Annotated in this window: 20 protein-coding genes and 2 pseudogenes; 6 read left to right on the forward strand and 16 right to left on the reverse strand. The window is 70.3% G+C overall.

Annotated elements, in window-relative coordinates; genetic code table 11:
- Nucleotides 1-5: 5 nt before the first annotated feature.
- The 14 genes and pseudogenes from JNK12_03295 to JNK12_03360 all read right to left on the reverse strand — a co-directional run bounded on the left by JNK12_03295 (nucleotide 6) and on the right by JNK12_03360 (nucleotide 9,771).
- Nucleotides 6-548 carry a hypothetical protein gene (locus JNK12_03295; protein ID MBL8774926.1) on the reverse strand — a complete coding sequence of 181 codons (543 nt, stop codon included), beginning with the start codon at nucleotides 546-548 and terminating at the stop codon, nucleotides 6-8.
- A gap of 597 nt (nucleotides 549-1,145) precedes the next feature.
- Complete coding sequence (locus JNK12_03300; GenBank protein MBL8774927.1) at nucleotides 1,146-1,712, reverse strand: cation transporter; 567 nt, start codon at nucleotides 1,710-1,712, stop codon at nucleotides 1,146-1,148.
- Between the two features lie 78 nt (nucleotides 1,713-1,790).
- The gene (locus JNK12_03305) at nucleotides 1,791-2,156 is read right to left on the reverse strand and encodes a DUF3703 domain-containing protein (GenBank protein ID MBL8774928.1); all 366 of its coding nucleotides are present in this window, start codon (nucleotides 2,154-2,156) and stop codon (nucleotides 1,791-1,793) included.
- The gene (locus tag JNK12_03310) at nucleotides 2,153-2,476 is read right to left on the reverse strand and encodes a winged helix-turn-helix transcriptional regulator (GenBank protein ID MBL8774929.1); all 324 of its coding nucleotides are present in this window, start codon (nucleotides 2,474-2,476) and stop codon (nucleotides 2,153-2,155) included. Before JNK12_03310 ends, JNK12_03305 begins: the two co-directional genes overlap by 4 nt.
- A gap of 613 nt (nucleotides 2,477-3,089) precedes the next feature.
- Nucleotides 3,090-4,154 (reverse strand): annotated as a pseudogene (locus tag JNK12_03315) (transposase).
- 65 nt (nucleotides 4,155-4,219) lie between these two features.
- Nucleotides 4,220-4,651 (reverse strand): hypothetical protein, encoded by a 432-nt coding sequence (locus tag JNK12_03320; GenBank protein MBL8774930.1) that lies wholly within the window; start codon nucleotides 4,649-4,651, stop codon nucleotides 4,220-4,222.
- Between the two features lie 9 nt (nucleotides 4,652-4,660).
- Nucleotides 4,661-4,885 carry a hypothetical protein gene (locus JNK12_03325; protein MBL8774931.1) on the reverse strand — a complete coding sequence of 75 codons (225 nt, stop codon included), beginning with the start codon at nucleotides 4,883-4,885 and terminating at the stop codon, nucleotides 4,661-4,663.
- Between the two features lie 407 nt (nucleotides 4,886-5,292).
- Entirely contained in the window at nucleotides 5,293-5,736 is a 444-nt protein-coding gene (locus tag JNK12_03330; GenBank protein ID MBL8774932.1) for a hypothetical protein, read from the reverse strand.
- A 228-nt stretch (nucleotides 5,737-5,964) separates the two neighbouring features.
- Nucleotides 5,965-7,036, reverse strand: a pseudogene (locus tag JNK12_03335) (transposase).
- A gap of 83 nt (nucleotides 7,037-7,119) precedes the next feature.
- A complete protein-coding gene (locus tag JNK12_03340) occupies nucleotides 7,120-7,551 on the reverse strand; it encodes a PIN domain-containing protein (protein MBL8774933.1) in 432 nt (143 codons plus the stop codon).
- Nucleotides 7,552-7,553: 2 nt separating this feature from the next.
- The gene (locus JNK12_03345) at nucleotides 7,554-7,715 is read right to left on the reverse strand and encodes a hypothetical protein (protein MBL8774934.1); all 162 of its coding nucleotides are present in this window, start codon (nucleotides 7,713-7,715) and stop codon (nucleotides 7,554-7,556) included.
- Between the two features lie 350 nt (nucleotides 7,716-8,065).
- Nucleotides 8,066-8,248, reverse strand: coding sequence for a hypothetical protein (locus JNK12_03350; protein ID MBL8774935.1), 183 nt, complete (start codon nucleotides 8,246-8,248; stop codon nucleotides 8,066-8,068).
- Nucleotides 8,249-8,299: 51 nt separating this feature from the next.
- Nucleotides 8,300-9,091 carry a hypothetical protein gene (locus tag JNK12_03355; protein MBL8774936.1) on the reverse strand — a complete coding sequence of 264 codons (792 nt, stop codon included), beginning with the start codon at nucleotides 9,089-9,091 and terminating at the stop codon, nucleotides 8,300-8,302.
- The gene (locus JNK12_03360) at nucleotides 9,088-9,771 is read right to left on the reverse strand and encodes a hypothetical protein (protein MBL8774937.1); all 684 of its coding nucleotides are present in this window, start codon (nucleotides 9,769-9,771) and stop codon (nucleotides 9,088-9,090) included. The genes JNK12_03355 and JNK12_03360 overlap by 4 nt, the downstream gene beginning before the upstream one ends.
- Before the next feature lie 217 nt (nucleotides 9,772-9,988).
- On the opposite strand from JNK12_03360, the gene JNK12_03365 reads away from it, so the two are divergent.
- Complete coding sequence (locus JNK12_03365; protein ID MBL8774938.1) at nucleotides 9,989-10,618, forward strand: winged helix-turn-helix transcriptional regulator; 630 nt, start codon at nucleotides 9,989-9,991, stop codon at nucleotides 10,616-10,618.
- A gap of 80 nt (nucleotides 10,619-10,698) precedes the next feature.
- Here the strand turns inward: JNK12_03365 and JNK12_03370 are convergent, their stop codons facing one another.
- The gene (locus tag JNK12_03370; GenBank protein MBL8774939.1) at nucleotides 10,699-11,319 is read right to left on the reverse strand and encodes a hypothetical protein; all 621 of its coding nucleotides are present in this window, start codon (nucleotides 11,317-11,319) and stop codon (nucleotides 10,699-10,701) included.
- Nucleotides 11,320-11,488: 169 nt separating this feature from the next.
- Between JNK12_03370 and JNK12_03375 the strand changes: the two genes are divergently transcribed.
- The 5 genes from JNK12_03375 (at nucleotide 11,489) to JNK12_03395 (ending at nucleotide 15,677) form a co-directional block, all read left to right on the forward strand.
- Nucleotides 11,489-12,634 (forward strand): hypothetical protein, encoded by a 1,146-nt coding sequence (locus JNK12_03375; GenBank protein ID MBL8774940.1) that lies wholly within the window; start codon nucleotides 11,489-11,491, stop codon nucleotides 12,632-12,634.
- 58 nt (nucleotides 12,635-12,692) lie between these two features.
- Complete coding sequence (gene ligD / locus JNK12_03380; GenBank protein MBL8774941.1) at nucleotides 12,693-13,664, forward strand: non-homologous end-joining DNA ligase; 972 nt, start codon at nucleotides 12,693-12,695, stop codon at nucleotides 13,662-13,664.
- A gap of 4 nt (nucleotides 13,665-13,668) precedes the next feature.
- Nucleotides 13,669-14,706 carry a zinc-dependent alcohol dehydrogenase family protein gene (locus JNK12_03385; protein MBL8774942.1) on the forward strand — a complete coding sequence of 346 codons (1,038 nt, stop codon included), beginning with the start codon at nucleotides 13,669-13,671 and terminating at the stop codon, nucleotides 14,704-14,706.
- 216 nt (nucleotides 14,707-14,922) lie between these two features.
- Nucleotides 14,923-15,177 (forward strand): ribbon-helix-helix protein, CopG family, encoded by a 255-nt coding sequence (locus JNK12_03390; protein MBL8774943.1) that lies wholly within the window; start codon nucleotides 14,923-14,925, stop codon nucleotides 15,175-15,177.
- Nucleotides 15,174-15,677 carry a hypothetical protein gene (locus JNK12_03395; GenBank protein ID MBL8774944.1) on the forward strand — a complete coding sequence of 168 codons (504 nt, stop codon included), beginning with the start codon at nucleotides 15,174-15,176 and terminating at the stop codon, nucleotides 15,675-15,677. Before JNK12_03390 ends, JNK12_03395 begins: the two co-directional genes overlap by 4 nt.
- A 113-nt stretch (nucleotides 15,678-15,790) precedes the next feature.
- On the opposite strand, the gene JNK12_03400 is transcribed toward JNK12_03395, so the two are convergent.
- Nucleotides 15,791-17,485, reverse strand: coding sequence for an amidohydrolase family protein (locus JNK12_03400; protein MBL8774945.1), 1,695 nt, complete (start codon nucleotides 17,483-17,485; stop codon nucleotides 15,791-15,793).
- Nucleotides 17,486-17,533 lie beyond the last annotated feature (48 nt).

Consider the following 17,533-nt stretch of genomic DNA (forward strand, 5'->3'; position numbering starts at 1 on the left):
GCGGTTTAGGCCGCCAGCGGTGGGCCTCGTCTCGACAGGGACCAGACGGACACCTCGAAAGAACCGCGGGGAACGATGGAGCGGCCCCACCGCCGACGTGCGTGACCGCGCGGCAGCGCTGGCCGCGGTGCACGAACGATCAAACCTACCCGGTGTGAAGCCCGCACGATGAGGACGATCAGCCAGGCCACGACGAGCTGCCCCGCGAGCCCACAGAGCACGGCGGGTTCGGCGAGAGTGGCCCAAGCCCCGATCCCCGCCGACGAGTGCTCGATCAGCTCAACCGAGAGGAACAGCGTGATCTGGGCGAGCGCGAGAAGGCTGAAGCGCACCGGTGGCAGCTCGTCCCGCAACCCACTGAGAAAGCCTCGTACGAGCACCGCCGCGGTGAGCGGGACGGCCACGAAGAGCAGATCTCCGACGTAGCCATGATGTGAGGAAGTGGCTGGCGACGCACCCAACGCGCCAGCCAACGCGTACCCCAGCACGTGACCTGCCGCCATCCCTCCCGGGATGAGCAGCAACGTCCACACGCGAGGCAGGCGCATCGACCTCAACCTACTAGCACCTCAGGCCGCGCCGTCGGCGGTCGATGCACTGCGCTTGAGGAGGACGTGCAACGCCCAAACACGACCGCAGCCAGCAGAGTGGCGCCGACGACGGTCACCCATGTCGGGAGGTTTCGTTCCTGTGCGCGGCACGAGAACGCTGAGGACGTCCCGAGGGCGAGCGGTTGCGCCGACGAGATCGCCTCGGCAGCACCGATCGTCACCGGCACCACTAAGGACGCGGCGGGTCGGCGGCTTCCGCGACAGCCGTCCACGAGCCTGGTTCGGGGAGGTCGATGGTCGCCGAGCGCAGACCTTCATCCGAGTCGACCTCCATGGGCTGCACCGCACTTCCATCAGCTCCGAGGCCTGCGCAGTTACGGGAGCTGAGCCAGCATCGTGCTCGTCCGATGCGCCACGCACACCTGTACGAAGAGTTGCAGCTCACCGGGCGTGCTCGAATCCACCAGCTGAATGGCGCCAGAGCGCCATGGGCGCCGGCTCGCATCGGTGCCAGGACACCCACCAGCGACATGCCGCCAACGCTGATTACCAGCATCGCCCCCGCCGACCAGTGGCGGGAGCGCCCAAGCTCGCTCAGCAGCAGTCCTCCCCCTTCCAGGCCTCGCGCCCCTCCTTCACCGCTAGGCCCGCGATGACGAGCGCGGCGACAGGATCAGCCCACCACCACCCCACCGTGGCGTTGAGCAGAAGTCCGATCAACAGGACAGCCGACAGGTACGTGCACAAGAAGGTCTCGGCGGCGTCGGCAACCAGTGTGCGCGACCCCAGCGCCGTGCCTGTGCGGCGCTTCATCACGGCCAGCGCGGGCATGACCACCAATGACACCGCGGCCAGAGCGATCCCTACCGTCGAGGTGGCGGCTTCACCGGCACCGAGCAGGTCCAACACGGACTGCACGCCGACGTAGGCCGCGAGCAGGAAGAAGCTGACCGCGATGAGCCTTAGCGCCGACCTCTCTCTCCGCTCATCGACACCGTGGCGCTGCTCTGCCCGGAACTGCCAGACGATCACCGACGCGCTGCCGACCTCCACCGCAGAGTCGAGACCAAAGCCCACCAGGGCGATCGAACCGGCCGCAGCACCCGCACCGACAGCGATCACGCACTCGACCACGTTCCACCCGATGGTGGCGTAGGCCAACCGAAGCCCTCGTCGACGAAGCGCTGCCTCACTGTCGGCGTGGGGTTCGGTCGCTGTCATGCGCAGAACTCGCTTTGCTCACCCACGCCGGTCAGCGTCATCAGCGTCGAGCAGGGCGGCGAGATCTGACGGGACGGGCATGGCCCGGAAGGCCGAGACACGGGCCCGGCCCGTGTTGCCGACCGGGATGCGCCCCGCCAGTGAGCCCGGACCTGCGAGAACGGTGCGGTAGAGCTGGCCCGCGACCTCTCGAAGGTCCCGGGTGCGACACGCCAGCACGAGCATGGCCACATGGCACCGCACGTGGGGCCCAGCCCACGGCTGCGACAAGATGTGGGCCCGTTCGAGCGCGGCCCACGCGGCGTCGTTGTCCCAGGCGGCTCCCGCTGCTGCGATCTCGGAATCGAAGGCCGCACGAGCTGCCGTCGGCATCGTGGCCCTCATCGAGCGACGTCCTGTTGGCAATCGGGGTCGTCCACGAGCAACACGAGCCCGGCCAAGTCGGCGAGGGCGTGGGCCAGCCGGGGATCGGCGAGCTCGTACCGGACACGACGACCCTCCTGCGTCCCCACGACGAGCCCGCAACCCCGCAGGCAGCTCAGGTGATTTGAGACGTTGGCCTTGGTGAGGCCGAGCTCGGCCACCATCTCTGCCGGGTAATGGTGCCCATCCAGGATGGCGACGAGCAGTCGCCGACGGGTGTCGTCAGCCAGGGCACGCCCAACTCTCGCCAGAGCATCCAGGTCGACAGAGACCGCAGGCACAGCGACAGATAGTACATCGTGCACTGTACTAGTTCAACACTCGGTGTCTTGCCGTGAGGACCTGTCCAGGCAGCAGTGCGTGTCTTCTACGGTGACATAGATCGACTCCGCCGACCACGAGGCAAGCGCCCATGCGAGGGCGCCGGCCTTCGCGTCAGTCGAGCGCCCCGTGCTCAACATGATCCGCCTGGCTTGGGCGGTCGCTCAGAGGGTCGTCAGCGATCTCGTCTGCACGTCACTCGCCTGTAGGGAAGCTACCCATGATCGCTTCGATACGGTCGAGGCTGCGGGGCAGTGACAAGGAGAAGGTGAGGTGTTCATGCTCGAAGCGTTGACGGACGAGGCTCGATCAACGGTGGTCGGCGCCCTGTAGGTGCCGAGAAGTCATCGGCGCTGCTGTGGGCGGTTCGCCCTGCTGCTTGACAGTGCCGCTCGCTGGCGCGGATGGCGGCTGGCCCGCCGGGTAGCACTCGTCTCGGCGTGTCACAGTTCCGTCGTCCGCAGGCGCGCCGAGCAGACCACTGCTTGGCTGCCGGCTCGGGGTCGAGCGGGTCTCGGGGCGCTTCGTTCAGCCTCAGGCAGCACCGCGAAGGCGTCCGCCCGCTGGCGTGGTTCAGGCGGCGGTGCGGTACTCGTTTATGAGCCCGGCGCAGGTGGTGCGCCGCTCGACGTTGCGCCCGAAGGGCGGCTCGATGACGGCGTCGACAGCGTCGTCTGGGGCGTGTTGGGCGAGGGATCCGTGAGGGCGGTGACCGTTGTAGTGGTCGATGTAGTCGGTGAGGAGCCGGCGGAGTTGGCGTTCGTTCCAGATGATCGTGCGGTCGAGGAGCTCGTGGCGGAGCGTGCGGACCCAGCGTTCGGCGTAGGCGTTGGCCATGGGGGCGCGGGGTGGGGTGGTGATCGGTTCGACCCTCGCGGCCTCGAACACGGCGTCGAAGGCGGGGGAGTACTGGCCGGCGCCGTCGTGGATTACGAACCGGAACCCGTCGGGGAGCTCGTAGAGGAGGTTGCGGGCGGCTTGGGTGGTTTAGGCCCCGGTGGGGTTGGTGGTGATCCCGGCCAGGTGCACCCGGCGGGTGCCGATCTCGATGAAGAACAGGACGTGGAGCCGTTGGAGGGTGGCGGTGTCGACGCAGCAGAAGTGGGTGGCGATCACCGCTCGGGCATGGGTGCGGATGAACTGCGCCCAGCTGGGCCCGGTCCGGTTGGGGGTGGGGTCGATGCCGGCGTCGCGGAGGATCTTCCACACGCTCGAGGCGGCCACCTTGTGGCCGAGACGGTGGAGTTCGCCGTGGATGCGCCGGTAGCCCCAGGTCGGGTTCTCACCGGCCATTCGGATGGCGAGCCGCCGGATCTCGGCGTGCACGGGCGGCCGCCCACGTGTCGGGGTGGGGGGCTGGGTCCAGCGGCGGGCGACGAGGCGGCGGTGCCACCCGATCACGGTGGCCGGTTGCACGATCAACAAGACCTCCTGCAGGCGCGTCCGGTCGATGGCGGTGGACAACACGGCGAGGATGGTGCGGTCGGTCTCGGTGAACCTCGGTCGGTCGACCTGGCGTTGCAGCACGAGGACCTGGTGGCGCAGGGCGAGGATCTCGGCGTCACGCTCATCGCCGGTAGCGAACAGCCAACCAAGGCGGGACACGACCAGCCTGGTCAGCGCAGGCACGAGGCACATGGCCGGCGACGGTACCTCTGAGTTGTCGTCGTGGGAGGGGCCTCCTCGACGGGCTGTTCTCGCTCTCAGGTGGCCACGCGGAAGGTGATCCCGAGATCTTGGGAGCATTGCCGAAGCAGGGGCGCATCGACGGTCACGACGATCGAGCTGTCGGTGACCACGGCGAGGGCGAGCGCCTCGGCGGTGAGCACGTTTGGTCGTCGGCGGGTGTCGAGGGCGGCCATCACCGGGATCAGTAGTCGAGGCCCGATGAGGCCGATCCAGTCTGGGAGCTGATCGATGCGGGCCAACGTGGCCTGCTCTTGTTCGGGATCGAGTCGACCGAGACGTCCGGAGAGCGAACCGGTGCCCGATCCATGATGCGCAGCGCTGGCGACCCGGTAGTACCAGGCGCCGGTCGTGTACACGGCGGAGTGCTGCATCTCACGTCGGAGCCAGTCGTCGTGGTTGTCGGCCAGGACGTCGATGAGGAGACGGTCGTCGATGACGAGCGCCATGGGCAGGCGCTACTGGGTAGCGAGATCGGGGTCGTGCGCGACGATCTCGGCGACGGCCCGGTCGTAGTCACCGCTCGTGCGCCACTCCGCGAGCGCCGCGCGGGCTTCAGGTGAAAGCGGCGAGCTCGGAGGGGCGGCGGGACTCGACCGCAACTCGCCGGCGTCCCCAGCGGCCCGCCTGGCGCGCGCGACCACTGCCGCCAGCTCTGCGCTGATCGTGAGACGGTTCGCCATCGCCCACAGGCTACCCGTGTGGCGCAACCGACCGAGCAGGGCAGTCACCCGAATCGCCCCGTTCCCGATTACGCCGAATCCGTTCCCACCCCACCTGCGGTCCCTTGCCCCGTGGGATTTCTACCGGCCCCACGCGGGCGCGGGCGGGGGTTGTGGAAAAGGTGGCAGAAAAGGTGGTGCGGCGGCGACCTCGGGCGCCGGCGGGGGCCCGGAGGACGTGGATCCGGGCTGTTGGCCAGCCTAGGAGGCGTCTCGCGGTCCGTTCGCCGGGTTCGGGGCGCGCTCGAGCCCTGGACCTGTGTCCGGGGTTGGTGGGCCTAGGCGGCGTGTTCGAGTGGGGGACCGGCTCGTCGGTGTTCGGCGAGGGTCAGTGAGTTCGTCATGAGGGCGAACCCGAGGAGGTTGAGTCATTGGCGGCGGTGGCCGACCGAGTGGGCTCGACGGAGGTGCAACGTGTCGTCGAGGGCCCGGTTAATGGACTCGGCGTCGTTGCGCTGATGGAACAGCGTCTCGAAGTCGGGGTCGGTGGGTGGGATGGGCCGGACGTTCTCGGCCCGGTTCAACCGCCGTGCCTTGTCTTCGTCGGTGCCGTGGAGGCGGACGGTGACCTGGCCGCCATCGGGGAGCCGGTAGTCGTTGTACCAGCGGTACAGGCCGCTCTTGCCGGCAGTCCGATGGGTCCTGATCCGAGCGAGGGGGGTGAACTGCAGCTCACCCTGGTCGTCAAGCTGGCCCACGCCCAGGGTGCCGCCTCGGGCATACAGGTTGACGGTCCGGCCGCCGACGGTCTTGGTTTCGACGAGCGTGGTCTTCTCCCGGCGCTGCTCGGCCTGTAGGTGCCGAGAAGTCATCGGCGTGACGGGTGGGGTCTTTCGGCCTGACCCCGGGAGCGCGCTCGCCGTATCCGACTGTCCCGCTGACCTGCGGAGTGCGGGGGTCTGTGCGCGCGGGTGGATCTACGTCTCTGGAGGCCTGCTGAGGATTCCTACTTGCTCGGCGCCGACACGGGGCTCGAGCTGGTCCGAGCGTTGCACCTGGTCCTTGGCCTCGCCGAGGGTGGGTCTTGCTGATGTCGTGGTTCAGGCGGCGACGCGGTACTCGTTGATGAGCCCGGCGCAGGTGCTGCGCCGCTCGACGTCGCGCCCGAAGGGCGCCGCGGTGACAACCTCGCCGGCGGCGTCGTGAGGAGCACGCTGATCGAGGGCGCGGTGGGGGCGGTGGCAGTTGTAGTGGTCGAGGTAGTCGGTGAGGAGCCGGCGGAGTTGTCGTTCGTTCCAGATGATGGTGCGGTCGAGGAGCTCGTGGCGGAGGGTGCGGACCCAGCGTTCGGCGTAGGCGTTGGCCATGGGGGCTCGGGGTGGGGTGGTGATGGGTTCGATCCCGGCGGCGTTGAACACGGCGTCGAAGGCGGGGGAGTACTGGCCGGCGCCGTCGTGGATCACGAACCGGTACGGCCGGTCGGTGCTCATCAGGAAGTTCCGGGCGGCTTGGGTGGGTCCACGCGCCGGTGGGGTTGGTGGTGATCCCTCCGAGGTGCACTCGGCGGGCGCCGATCTCGATGAAGAACAGGACGTGGAGGCGCCGGAGGGTGGCGGTGTCGACGCAGCAGCAGAAGTCGGTGGCGATCACCGCCCGCGCCTGGGATCGGATGAACTGCGCCCACGTCGGGCCGGTCCGGTTCGGGGTGGGGTTGAGGCCGGCGCCGCGGAGGACCTTCCACACGCTCGAGGGAGCGATCTTGTGGCCGAGGCGGGTCAGTTCGCCGTGGATGCGCCGGTAGCCCCAGGTCGGGTTCTCGCCGGCCAGGCGGATGGCGAGGCGGCGGATCTGGGCGTGCACAGGCGGCCGCCCTCTCCTCGGGCTCGGCGGTTGGGTCCAGCGGCGGGTGACGAGGCGGCGGTGCCAGCCGATGACGGTGGCCGGTTGCACGATCAGGAACACCTCGCGGAGCCGGGCCCGGTCGAACGCGGTGGACAACACGGCGAGGATGGTGCGGTCGGTCTCGGTGAAGGCCGGTCGGGCGACTTGGCGTTGCAGGACGAGGACCTGGTGGCGCAGGGCGAGGATCTCGGCGTCGCGATCGTCGCCGGCGGCGAACAGCCAACCGAGGCGGCACAGCACCAGACGGGTGATCGACGGGACGAGGTTCATGGCGGCAGCGACGGTAGTCACGCCCCACCCGTAGGGCCCCCAGTGCCAGTCCGGTGTCGGGGCGCTGGTCGGGAGCCCCGATGTCAGGTCGGCTTCGTCTCCAAGACGAGTCCCGGTGTGTCCTTGAAGACACCGTCGTTCGACACGAGTGGGATGCCGAGCCGGATGGCGGTGGCGGCGATCCATCGGTCGGCGTCGTGGTCACGCTGGCTGAGCGCGTGGCCGGCGCGCTGACAAGCGACGCGGAGCTCGGCGTAGGTTCGGATGAGATCGGGGCCCGCGTACACGATCTCGATGCGACTGAGCGCGGCCTCCATCCGTCGTAGGCGAGCAGAACCCCACCCTCGGAGGAGAGCGCCGTAGCGGACTTCGCCCACGGTCTGGAAACACACGAACTCGACCCACCCGACCAGGAGCGGCTCGTACCGGCGGGCAAGCGCCGAGTCAGGGATCAGCCGGGCGCTGTAGACGTCCGTGTCTACGACGACTGGACCCCGTTGATGCTCGGTGGCCACCGTCAGTTCAACACGGCGGCGAGGAAGGCGTCGGCCTCCTCGGCGGTGAGGTCGTCGATGACCTGCGTGCCGTACGGCGGATGCGGCTTGGCGCGCCGGAGCAGCTCCTCGACGGGAAGCTCGAGGCACTCGTCCTGCTCTCGTGCGCGGTCCGGAGTCGACATCTCGCTCGCCAGTGTAGGGGCGAGGTCCGTGTCGTGCCCGAGGGTCAGGTGCTCATCTCACCGGCGACCCGGATGCCTCCACGCCGAGCTCGCGGACACGTTCCCGAATTCGCCGAATCCGTTCCCGACCCGCCTGCGATCCCAACGCCCAAACGATTTCTACCGTCCCCACGCGGGCGGGGGTTGTCGAAAAGGTGGCAGAAAAGGTGGTGCGGCGGCGATTCCTGGGCTTGTCGGTACTGGAAGTCGGCCCATTGTCGCCGCTGTCACTCGAGAACGAGGATCTGTTCCCCGCCGACCTGACTCGGGGCGCGCACGAGCCCCGATCCAAGGTTGTTCGGATCGGGATACTACGCGGCGAGCAGCTGGGGCTTTCGGTGCTCCATCAGCGCGAGGGAGTTGACCATGAGGGCGAAGCCGAGCAGGTTGATCCATTGGCGGCGGTGGCCGACGGAGTGGGCCCGTCGTAGAAGGAGGGTGTCGTCGAGGCCGCGGTTGAGCACCAGGCGCGCGATCGACGGGATGAGGTTCATGGCGGCGGCGACGGTATCGGTCTCCGCGACCGGTTCGTCCAGCGGTGTTCGTCAGTCAGGTGGGCCGACGACTTCGGCGAGGAGCGCTCGGATCCTGGTCCGTCGTCGTGCGGCGGCGTCTGGTTGAAGGTCGCGGGTCAGCGCGGGGAGCGCGGTTCCGCCCGGTCCGAGCTGTCGCCACAGGAGCGCCCGGAGTCGATTGAGTGCCGGGTCGGTGTCGAAGGCGTCCGGGGTGGCGTCATCGGCCGCCGCGATCTCGAGGCACCGCCAGAGATCGTCGGCGTCGCGGCTCTCGTCCCGAACGGTGCGGGCGTGCGCTTTCAACCCGAGGATGCTCGCAGCGTCCGGGAGGACCACGGTCGTGGTGAGTGCGGGGCCGTCGGTGAGACGGAGCTCCGCGGTGATGGCCACACCAGCACGGCGAAGGGCGGTGGCGAGACCGGGGACCTCGGTGGTGGTCACGTCGCCGACCTTGACGGTTCGGCGGGCGTGGGAGGTGTAGGCCGGCACGAGGAGGTCGACTGCGGCGACGCGCCGGTCATCGAGGGCCCGTTCCCAGCGGTTGCCGAAGGTCTTGGTGTACCCGAGGGCTTCGATCGCTTCGGCCAGTTCGGGTCGCGCTAGCACGTGTGGGGCCATCCCGAAGTCGGCGTCGCCGGTCGCGCGCAACGGGAGGTCGAGACCGAGCCGCTGCACGTGGAGCAGGACCGCGGTTCCCCCGATCAGGCGGTGCTCGTGTGCGGCACCAACGGCCCTCATTGCGCTGCTGACGTCGGCGATGGCGGTGAACCCGCCGTCCATCGCCGCGGACAGGCTGGCCAGCACGACCCGCCCGGTCGTCACGGGGTCGCGCCGAGGGTGCGGTCGATGATCGCCTGGCGTAGGCGATCGGCGGCCTCTGCCCGGTCTTCCCCGCCGAGGTCGAGGAGGTCCCACCATTGCTGGACCGGATCGGTGATCGGGATGCCCTCGACGAGGCGCGGTCCCGGCGGCCCGGACAACAAGGTTTCATCGTGGGTCCAGCGGACGATCATCGACGCGTCGGCACGGCCCTCGGCGGGCACGAGGCCGACGTTGTCCAAGGGCAGCGACTCGCTGGCATAGACCACGGTGAGCGTCGGATGACGCCATGGGACGAGGAGGTCAGGGGCGAGATCGGCGGAGAACGCGATCGCCACGTGGCCGTCGCCGGCGAGCTCGATCGCCTGGTTGGCCTGTTCGATGATCGGGTGGATGCCGTACCAGTAGGACTCGGGCTCCACGAGCGAAGGGCGGGACCGATCGCGGTAGAGGTCCAACAGCTTCGCTCGGTGCCCCCGGTAGCCGCCATCGACGGCCTCCACGGCGTCGCTCAGGGCGAACCCCCGGAGAACTTGAGAGACACGAGGCTGGGTGACACCGACCGCGCGAGCGATCGAGACGCCGGTGAGTGGAACGTCCGCTGCGATCAGCAGTCGTGCGATGGCGGCCGTGCCCCCACCCCACTTGCGAGCCGCCGCCCCCGGCGTGACGACACCTGCCATGTCGCCAGCCTATAAGTGTTCTCGGCCAAGACCAAGGAACACTTATAGGTGCGACTGACCGACCAGCGGTCGGTCTCGGCCCAGCGCGTTGGGCGACGCGTTCCCGAATCCGCCGAATCCATTCCCGACCGCCCTGCGATCCCCAACCTACCAACCGGTTGCTGGAACGAGCCCGCCGGATCAGATAGTATTTACAGATCATGCGACGAGTAAATAGTTGACCATGGGTGCCGATTCAGTCGCCGTGCCGAGGCTTTCGACGGCCCAGGGCCGAAACCCGTTCGCCGGCAAGGGTCTGGCCGTCACGGTGGCGCTGCTCCTGCACGGTGGGCGCCCGCAGTCGGTAGCCGACCTGGCGGAGCGGGCGGAGGCGAGTCGTCCGCTGGCGAGTCAGGTCGTGCGGCGCTTGCGCCAGCTCGGGCTCGTCGTCGGGGAGGTGAGTCAGGGTCGCGAGGGTCGACTACGACCGACCCTCGATCTCTTGCTCGAAGGTGGCCGCCACTGGCCGGCTCCCGCCGCCAGCGTGATCGGGGGACGGCCGCCGATCGATGCTTTGCCGGTGGGCGGGGGCCCGGCCCTTCGGCTCTGGACCGACACGGCGTGGGAAGCGCCGCCCCGGCTGTATGTTCGCCGCCTCGATGACGCCCCGGGCCTGCTTGCGGACGCGGGCGGGTTCCTGGTGAGTGGCGGTGAGTCGGACTGGGAAATCGCCGTGGTCGACTTTCCGTTCACCGCCGGTCCCGTTCCTGCTCTGGTCAGCGCACTCGAACTCGCGGCGACGCCACGAGGCCGTGAGGTGCTGGCACCCCACCTGACGGATCTGACAAGCGGCTGGGAAGCTGAATGAGCGAACAGACGCCCGCGACGCACATCTCGATCGCTGCGCCTGATGCGGTCGTGGCAAGTCTTCGGATCGTCGTGGACGCCTTACCCGGGGGAGTCGTGCTCGTCGGAGGTTGGGCGGTCCGGTGTCGGCTGCGCATGGCCCGAGCGGCGGTTCGGCCCACCGGGGACCTCGACCTTCTCCTCCGTGGCGATGCTCGGCCCGCTCGGGATGCGCTCGCCGCCGTGGACGCAATCCAGGCGGATCCGGAGCATCCCTGTCGCCTCGAGGGGCTCCCACTGCTCGTGGACCTTCTCCCCGACGGGGTCGACGTCGCCCGACCCGGCCGAGTGGATGAGCGCATCGAAGATCCTGACGGACTCGTGCTGCTCGTCCCACCGTTCGGCCTGCTGCTGGCACGAAGTGCGGAGTGGGTGCGGTTGGTCTCGGAGGCGGATGCCGACGGTTGCATGGTCCGGCTGCCGTCGGCAGGCGCGCTCTTCGCCGGGAAGGTGGCGAACGTCGCCCTGGACTTCCGCACACCGGAGAAGAGAGCCAGCGACGGCGAGGATGTCGTTCGGCTCATCGAGGCCTTCGGTGCGCTCGCGCTCCTCGCCGATCTGGAGGAAGCGAACTCCGAAGAACGGGCCGACCTGCATGACCACCTGGTCCGACTGGGTGCCGGCGGACTCGCCGGGCAGGCTCGTGCCGCCCGACTCGACCACGATCCCGATCGCCTACGAATGGCGATCTCGCGCGCATGGTGGACGGACTGGCCTCCTAGCTCGCCGATCGTCGAGACGTTCCGAACTCGGCGCAATCCGTTCCCGGGGTGGCCCATTCTCGCCGGTGTGGCTCGTCAACGAGGGCGTGTTCCCTGCCGACAGACGGAGCATGGTTCGTCGTCGCGCCCGAGCGATCGTGGCAGTGCTCGTCGCCGTCGGCTCGCTGGTCGCCCTGGAGGGCCGCGGCACGCCGCCGGCCGAGGCGGCGTGCACGGCGAGGAACCTCTCGGCGACGAAGCTGAACGAGATCTTCACCCGGCCCGGCGTCGGTCGCACCGCGACGGCACGCGGCTTCGGCGGGGGCGACTACCAGCGGGTGTATGCGTTGCCGGGCGGCCGGAACCTGTGGCTGTTCCAGGACATGTTCTTCAGCAACGACAACGACCTGCGCAACAGCTTGGAGGAAGCGGCCCACAACGCCGGCCTCGTGCAGACCGGCAACTGCTGGTCGCTCGTCGGTGGGCCGCGGATGCGCAACTTCATCGGGTCGTCCCTGACCACCCCGCTGCGCCGCTGGTTCTGGCCGATGGACGGCGAGATCGGCGCCGACGGGGCGCTGTGGATCTTCGTGGCCGAGATGAGCAACCCCAACGGCACCGGGGCCACGTGGGGCGCCCGACCGGTGGGGACGTGGGTGGCGCGGGTGCAGCCGTCCACGATGCGGGTCCTGTCGTTCGAGCCGGCCAGGAACGCGGGCACCCGGCTGTACGGCTGGTCGGTGGTGAGCGACGCCAACTACTCGTACCTCTACGGCCACTGCTACCGGCAGTTCGTCAACCAGGTGGACGGCCCCGGTCAGTTCGACGCCGGCTGCATGCCGTTGTCGTACCTCGGCCGCGTGCCGAGGGGTCGCTTCGACGTCGCGCCGACGTACTGGAACGGCACCAGGTGGACCACGAACCGGCACGGGGCGGCGCCCGTGATGACCCGCGGCCACGCCAACCCGATGGACGTCCAGCGCTTCGGCGACGTGTACGTGAACGTCACGAAGATCGACGACTGGTGGGGCTTCGCGATCCACGTCGACCGGGCGAGCCGGCCGCAGGGGCCCTGGACGGAGGTGCAGGCGATCGACGTGTTCGGCCTGCGGCGCTGCGCCGGCGAATGCGGCAACTACCACGCGAACCTGCTTCCGTACCTCGCCGGGAACGGGAGGATGGTCGTGTCCCTCTCGAACGGCGGCCGGTTCGACCTCTGGCAGCGAAACGCGTACCTGTACCGGCCCGGCTTCCTCTCGGTGCCGGTGCCGGACTGACCTTCCCGCCGGCACGCGTGGCCGCTCGCCTCTCCATGGTGGTCGTTACGGTGGCCCCATGGCTGCCAAGGCGCCGGCGGTGGAGGTCGAGGTGGGGGAGCGCACGGTGCGCGTCTCGAATCCCGACCGGATCTACTTCCCCGACACCGGGACCACGAAGCTGGATCTTGTCGAGTACTACCTCGCGGTCGGGCCGGGCATCGTGAACGCCCTGCGGGAGCGCCCGTGCATGCTGCACCGCTTTCCCTCGGGCCTCGCCGGCGACAAGGTGCACCAGAAGCGGGTGCCCGCCGGCGCCCCGCCGTGGCTCGAGACCGTGGAGGTGTTCTTCCCCCGCTACAAGCGGACCGCCGACGAGCTGTGCGTGACCGAGCTGGCGCACGTGATCTGGGCGGTGCAGATGTCGACCGTCGAGTTCCACCCCTGGAACTCCCGGCGGGCCGACGTCGAGCAGCCCGACGAGTGGCGCATCGACCTCGATCCGATGCCCGACTGCCCGCCCGACCGCACCCGCAGGGTGGCGGGGGTGGTCCACGAGGTGCTCGACGAGCTCGGCGCGGTGGGCTGGCCGAAGACCTCGGGCGGCAACGGGCTGCACATTTACGTCCGCATCCCGCCCGAGCACGGCTTCGCCGACGTCCGGCGTGCCGCGCTGGCCTTCGCCCGAGAGGTCGAGCGCCGGGCGCCCGACGACGTCACCACCACGTGGTGGCGCAAGGACCGGGACCCGGCCGCGCTGTTCGTCGACTACAACCAGAACGCCCGGGATCACACGATGGCGGCGGCGTACTCGGTGCGGGGGCTGCCGGCGGCGACGGTGTCGACGCCGATCACCTGGGACGAGGTCGACGACGTGGAGGCGGAGGACTTCACCGTGGCGACCGTGCCGGCCCGCTTCGCCGAGGTCGGCGACCTCCACGCCGGCATCGACGACGCCATCTTCGCGATCGACCCGCTGTTGGACTGGGCCGAGCGGGACGAGGCCGCAGGTGAGCCCACGGCGGGGCCGGAACCGGAACCCGGAGCCTGAGGACGTGCGCGCCGTCGTCATCGACGCGGCCCGGGCCCGCCCAGAGGTGCGCACGGTCGCAGAGCCGGCGACGCCCGAGGAGGGCGTGGTGGTGCAGGTCCTGGCGACCGGGCTGTGCCGCAGCGACTGGCACGGCTGGGCCGGCCACGACGACGACGTCACCTTCCCCCACGTTCCGGGCCACGAGCTGGCCGGCGTGGTCGTGGACGCCGGCCCCGAGGTCCGGAACTGGAAGGCCGGGGACCGGGTGACCGTCCCGTTCGTGTGCGGGTGCGGCCGGTGCGAGTACTGCCGAGCCGGCGACGCCCAGGTGTGCCCGCACCAGACGCAACCCGGCTTCACCCATTGGGGCTCGTTCGCGGAGTACGTGGCCCTCCACGCCGCCGACGTGAACCTGGTGGGGGTCCCCGACGACGTCGAGTTCGCCACCGCGGCCAGCCTCGGCTGCCGGTTCGCCACTGCCTACCGTGCGCTCGCCCACCGGGCCCGCGTCCGGGAAGGCGAGTGGATCACCGTCGTGGGCGCCGGCGGGGTCGGGCTCAGTGCGGTCATGATCGGCCATGCGCTCGGTGCCCGCGTGGTCGCCGTCGACCGGAATCCGGCCGCCCTCGCGCTGGCACAGGAGCTCGGCGCCGAGCAGGTGGTCCTCGCGGACGGCGCCGATGTCCCCGCCGCCCTCGCCGACCTGACCGGCGGCGGCAGCCACGTAGCGGTCGACGCGGTCGGCAGCGAGGCGACCTGCGCCGACGCGATCCTCTCGCTGCGACGGCGGGGCCGGCACGTGCAGGTCGGCCTGCTCCCGCCGGTCGAAGGACGTCATCCCCGGGTGCCGATGGCCCGGGTGATCGGATGGGAGCTCGACCTCCTCGGCAGCCACGGGATGGCGGCGGGCGACTACCCCGAGCTGCTGGCGCTGGTCGAAGAGGGCGTCCTGCAACCGCAGCGCCTGATCGAGCGCACCATCGACCTCGTCGAGGCGGCGGCGCTCCTGCCCCGCTTCGACCAGGCCCCCGTCGCCGGGATCACCGTCATCACCCCGTAGGACGCGCGCGGTGAGGCTCGCCGACGAGATCGGGTGCTTCGTCGCTCAGCGGGGGGAGGCCCCGGCTCTGGCGCCACCCGGTGATGGCGATCGTCGCTTCCTCGCACGGACGGCTTGGAGAAGAATTGACGGCGCCGTAAACTTGGCGCCATGGGATCATCGACCGTCGCAATGACGGAGCGGCGACCTCCGGGTCGTCCCGCCGTTGGTGATCGCGTGGCCGTCCGCCTGACGCCGGAGCTCCTGGCGGAGGTGGACCGTCGCGCTCGCGTACTCGGGCGATCCCGTGCCTCGGTGATCCGCTCGCTGCTCGGCGAGGCACTCGGGACGTCATCGCCGCCCGACGACGGCGTGGACCGCGCCCAGATCCGCCGGGCGCTCGCGCGGTCACCCGACGCACGGATCCGCCACATGAACGGGGTCGCCGACCAGCAGCGGCGACTTCGGGCCCGAGGTGGCGACGCCCGATGAACTTCGACTTCGATCGCATCGTCCGCACGCTGGCCGATCACGACGTCGACTACGTCCTCGTCGGCGGCATGGCCGCCGTCGCCCACGGGTCGACGCTGCCCACCGAAGACGTCGACATCACGCCGTCGCGGGCGCCGGACAACCTCGACCGCCTGGCCGCAGCGCTCGACGAGTTGGGGGCACGGATCCGTACGGCGGGCGAACCGGGCGGCGTGGACTTCCCCTGCACCGGTGCCTTCCTCGCAGCCATGCCGATGATGCTGAACCTGACCACAGAAGCCGGCGATGTGGACCTCACCATCCGCCCGTCAGGATTCGACGAGGGGTTCGACGACTTGTCCCCGAGGGCGTCGGCGATCGATGTCGGTGGAGGCGTCGTCGTGCGGGTCGCGGCGCTCGACGACGTGATCGCCTCGAAGCGTGCGGCGGGACGGACGAAGGACCAGGCCGCCCTGCCCTACCTCGAGGCGCTCGCAGACGAGATCGCTCGCGGCCACTGACGGAGCCCGACCCCTCGTACGGCCCGTAGCCGATGGGAGCGGCCGTCGGGCAGCGCGTTCATCGAGGCGTGGATCTCCTCCTCGACGACCGAGCCCGCGGGCCGCCCCGGGCCTCAATCCCGGGAGAACTCGCGGAGGACGGTGCCGGGGCGGGCGCCGGTGTTGGCGCCCTCTTCGGTGACGACGACGCCGTTGACGAGGGTGGCGGCGTAGCCCGACGAGCCGACGCTGAAGCGGCCGGAGCCGCCCGGGATGTCGTTCGAGTACTGCGGGTAGCCGTAGGAGAGGCGCTCGGGGTCGAAGACGTTCACGTCGGCGTAGGCGCCGGCGCGGAGTGTCCCCCGGTCGACGAGGCCGAGCACCCTCGCCGGCTTGGCGGTGAGACGGTGGACGGCGTCCGGGAGGGGAGCGGCGCCCTGCTCGCGGCTCCAGTAGGTGAGGTAGTGGGTCGGCGCGTCGGCGTCGCAGATCTGGCCGGCGTGGGCACCGGCGTCGCCGAGGCCCGGCAGGACGCCGTCGAGGGCGAGGAACTCCCCGAGGTGCTCGTGGGCGTCGTTGAAGAAGGCCACGCAGAAAAGCGCCCGGCCCTCGGTCTCGAGCAGCTGGTCGAGCACGATCTCGACGGGGTGGACGCCGGCCCGCTCGGCCAGCTCGGCCAAGGTGGGGCCGACGTAGTCGGGCTGCGGGGCGGTGCCGAGGGGGCGCACCCGCTCGGCGCCGAAACTGATGCCGTTGGCCTCGCCGTCGGCCACCAGCGCCCGGCGGGTGGCGGGCTCGCGGAGGGCCGCCACCCGGTCGGCGAGGGTGGGCAGGGCCATCAGCTCCTTCCACGCCGGCCCCCACGCCGGGGTCAGCTGGTGCAGGCCCAGCAGCAGCCCACTCGGGCGGGTCATGCCCAACGCGGTGATGCGGCCGGCGTCGGCGCGCACGCCGCCGAGGAAGTCGTCGTAGCGCTCGAGGATGCGGGGCACCCGCTCGGGGTTGTTGCCGAGGGCGCCGGAGAAGAGGACGTCGCCGGCGCGCCCGGCCATCTCCCAGAGCAGGTCGAACTCCTCCCGGGTCCGAGTCTCGTTGAGCACGGCCTGGAAGATCCCACCGCCGGCCCGGTTCATGGCCGACGCGACGGCGAAGAGCTCCTCGTCGGGGGCGAACGTCCCCGGGACGCAGCGGCCGTCGGGCACCCGGTGACCGGTCAGGCGGGAGGTGGAGAAGCCCGCCGCCCCGCCGGCCACCGACTCCTCGACGATGGCGCCGATCCGGTCGAGCTCGGCCGGCGTGGGCGGCTCGTCGCCGAGCGAGCGCTCGCCCATGACGTGGTGGCGGACCGCGCAGTGGCCGACCAGGCCCACGACGTTCAGCGCCGGCCGCATCCGCTGCACCGAGTCGAGGTACTCCGGATACGTGGTCCAGTCCCACGGCAGCGAGTCGAGGATCGCCTCGTGGGGGATGTCCTCCACGCTCTCCATCATCTCGGCCAGGTAGCGACGTTCGCCGGGAGCGGCCGGAGCGAAGGCCACGCCGCAGTTGCCGATGAGCGCCGTGGTCACGCCGTGCCACGACGACGACGTCATGCAAGGGTCCCACGCGATCTGGGCGTCGAGGTGGGTGTGGAGGTCGACGAAGCCCGGGGTGACGACGAGGCCGGCGGCGTCGATGGTCGACCGCCCGGTTGCGCCGGCCAGGTCGCCGATCGCGGTGATGCGGTCGCCGTCGATGGCCACGTCGGCCCGCACGCCCTCGGCGCCGGTGCCGTCGAGCACGGTGCCGCCCGTGATGACGACGTCGTGGATGGTGGTCGCGTCGGACACAGGCCCTCCCCCGGGTTCGCGGCTCGGTCGATGCCGCGGCTGCGAGGA

It is taken from the genome of Acidimicrobiales bacterium, assembly GCA_016794585.1.
Taxonomy (GTDB): domain Bacteria; phylum Actinomycetota; class Acidimicrobiia; order Acidimicrobiales; family DATDAH01; genus JAEUJM01.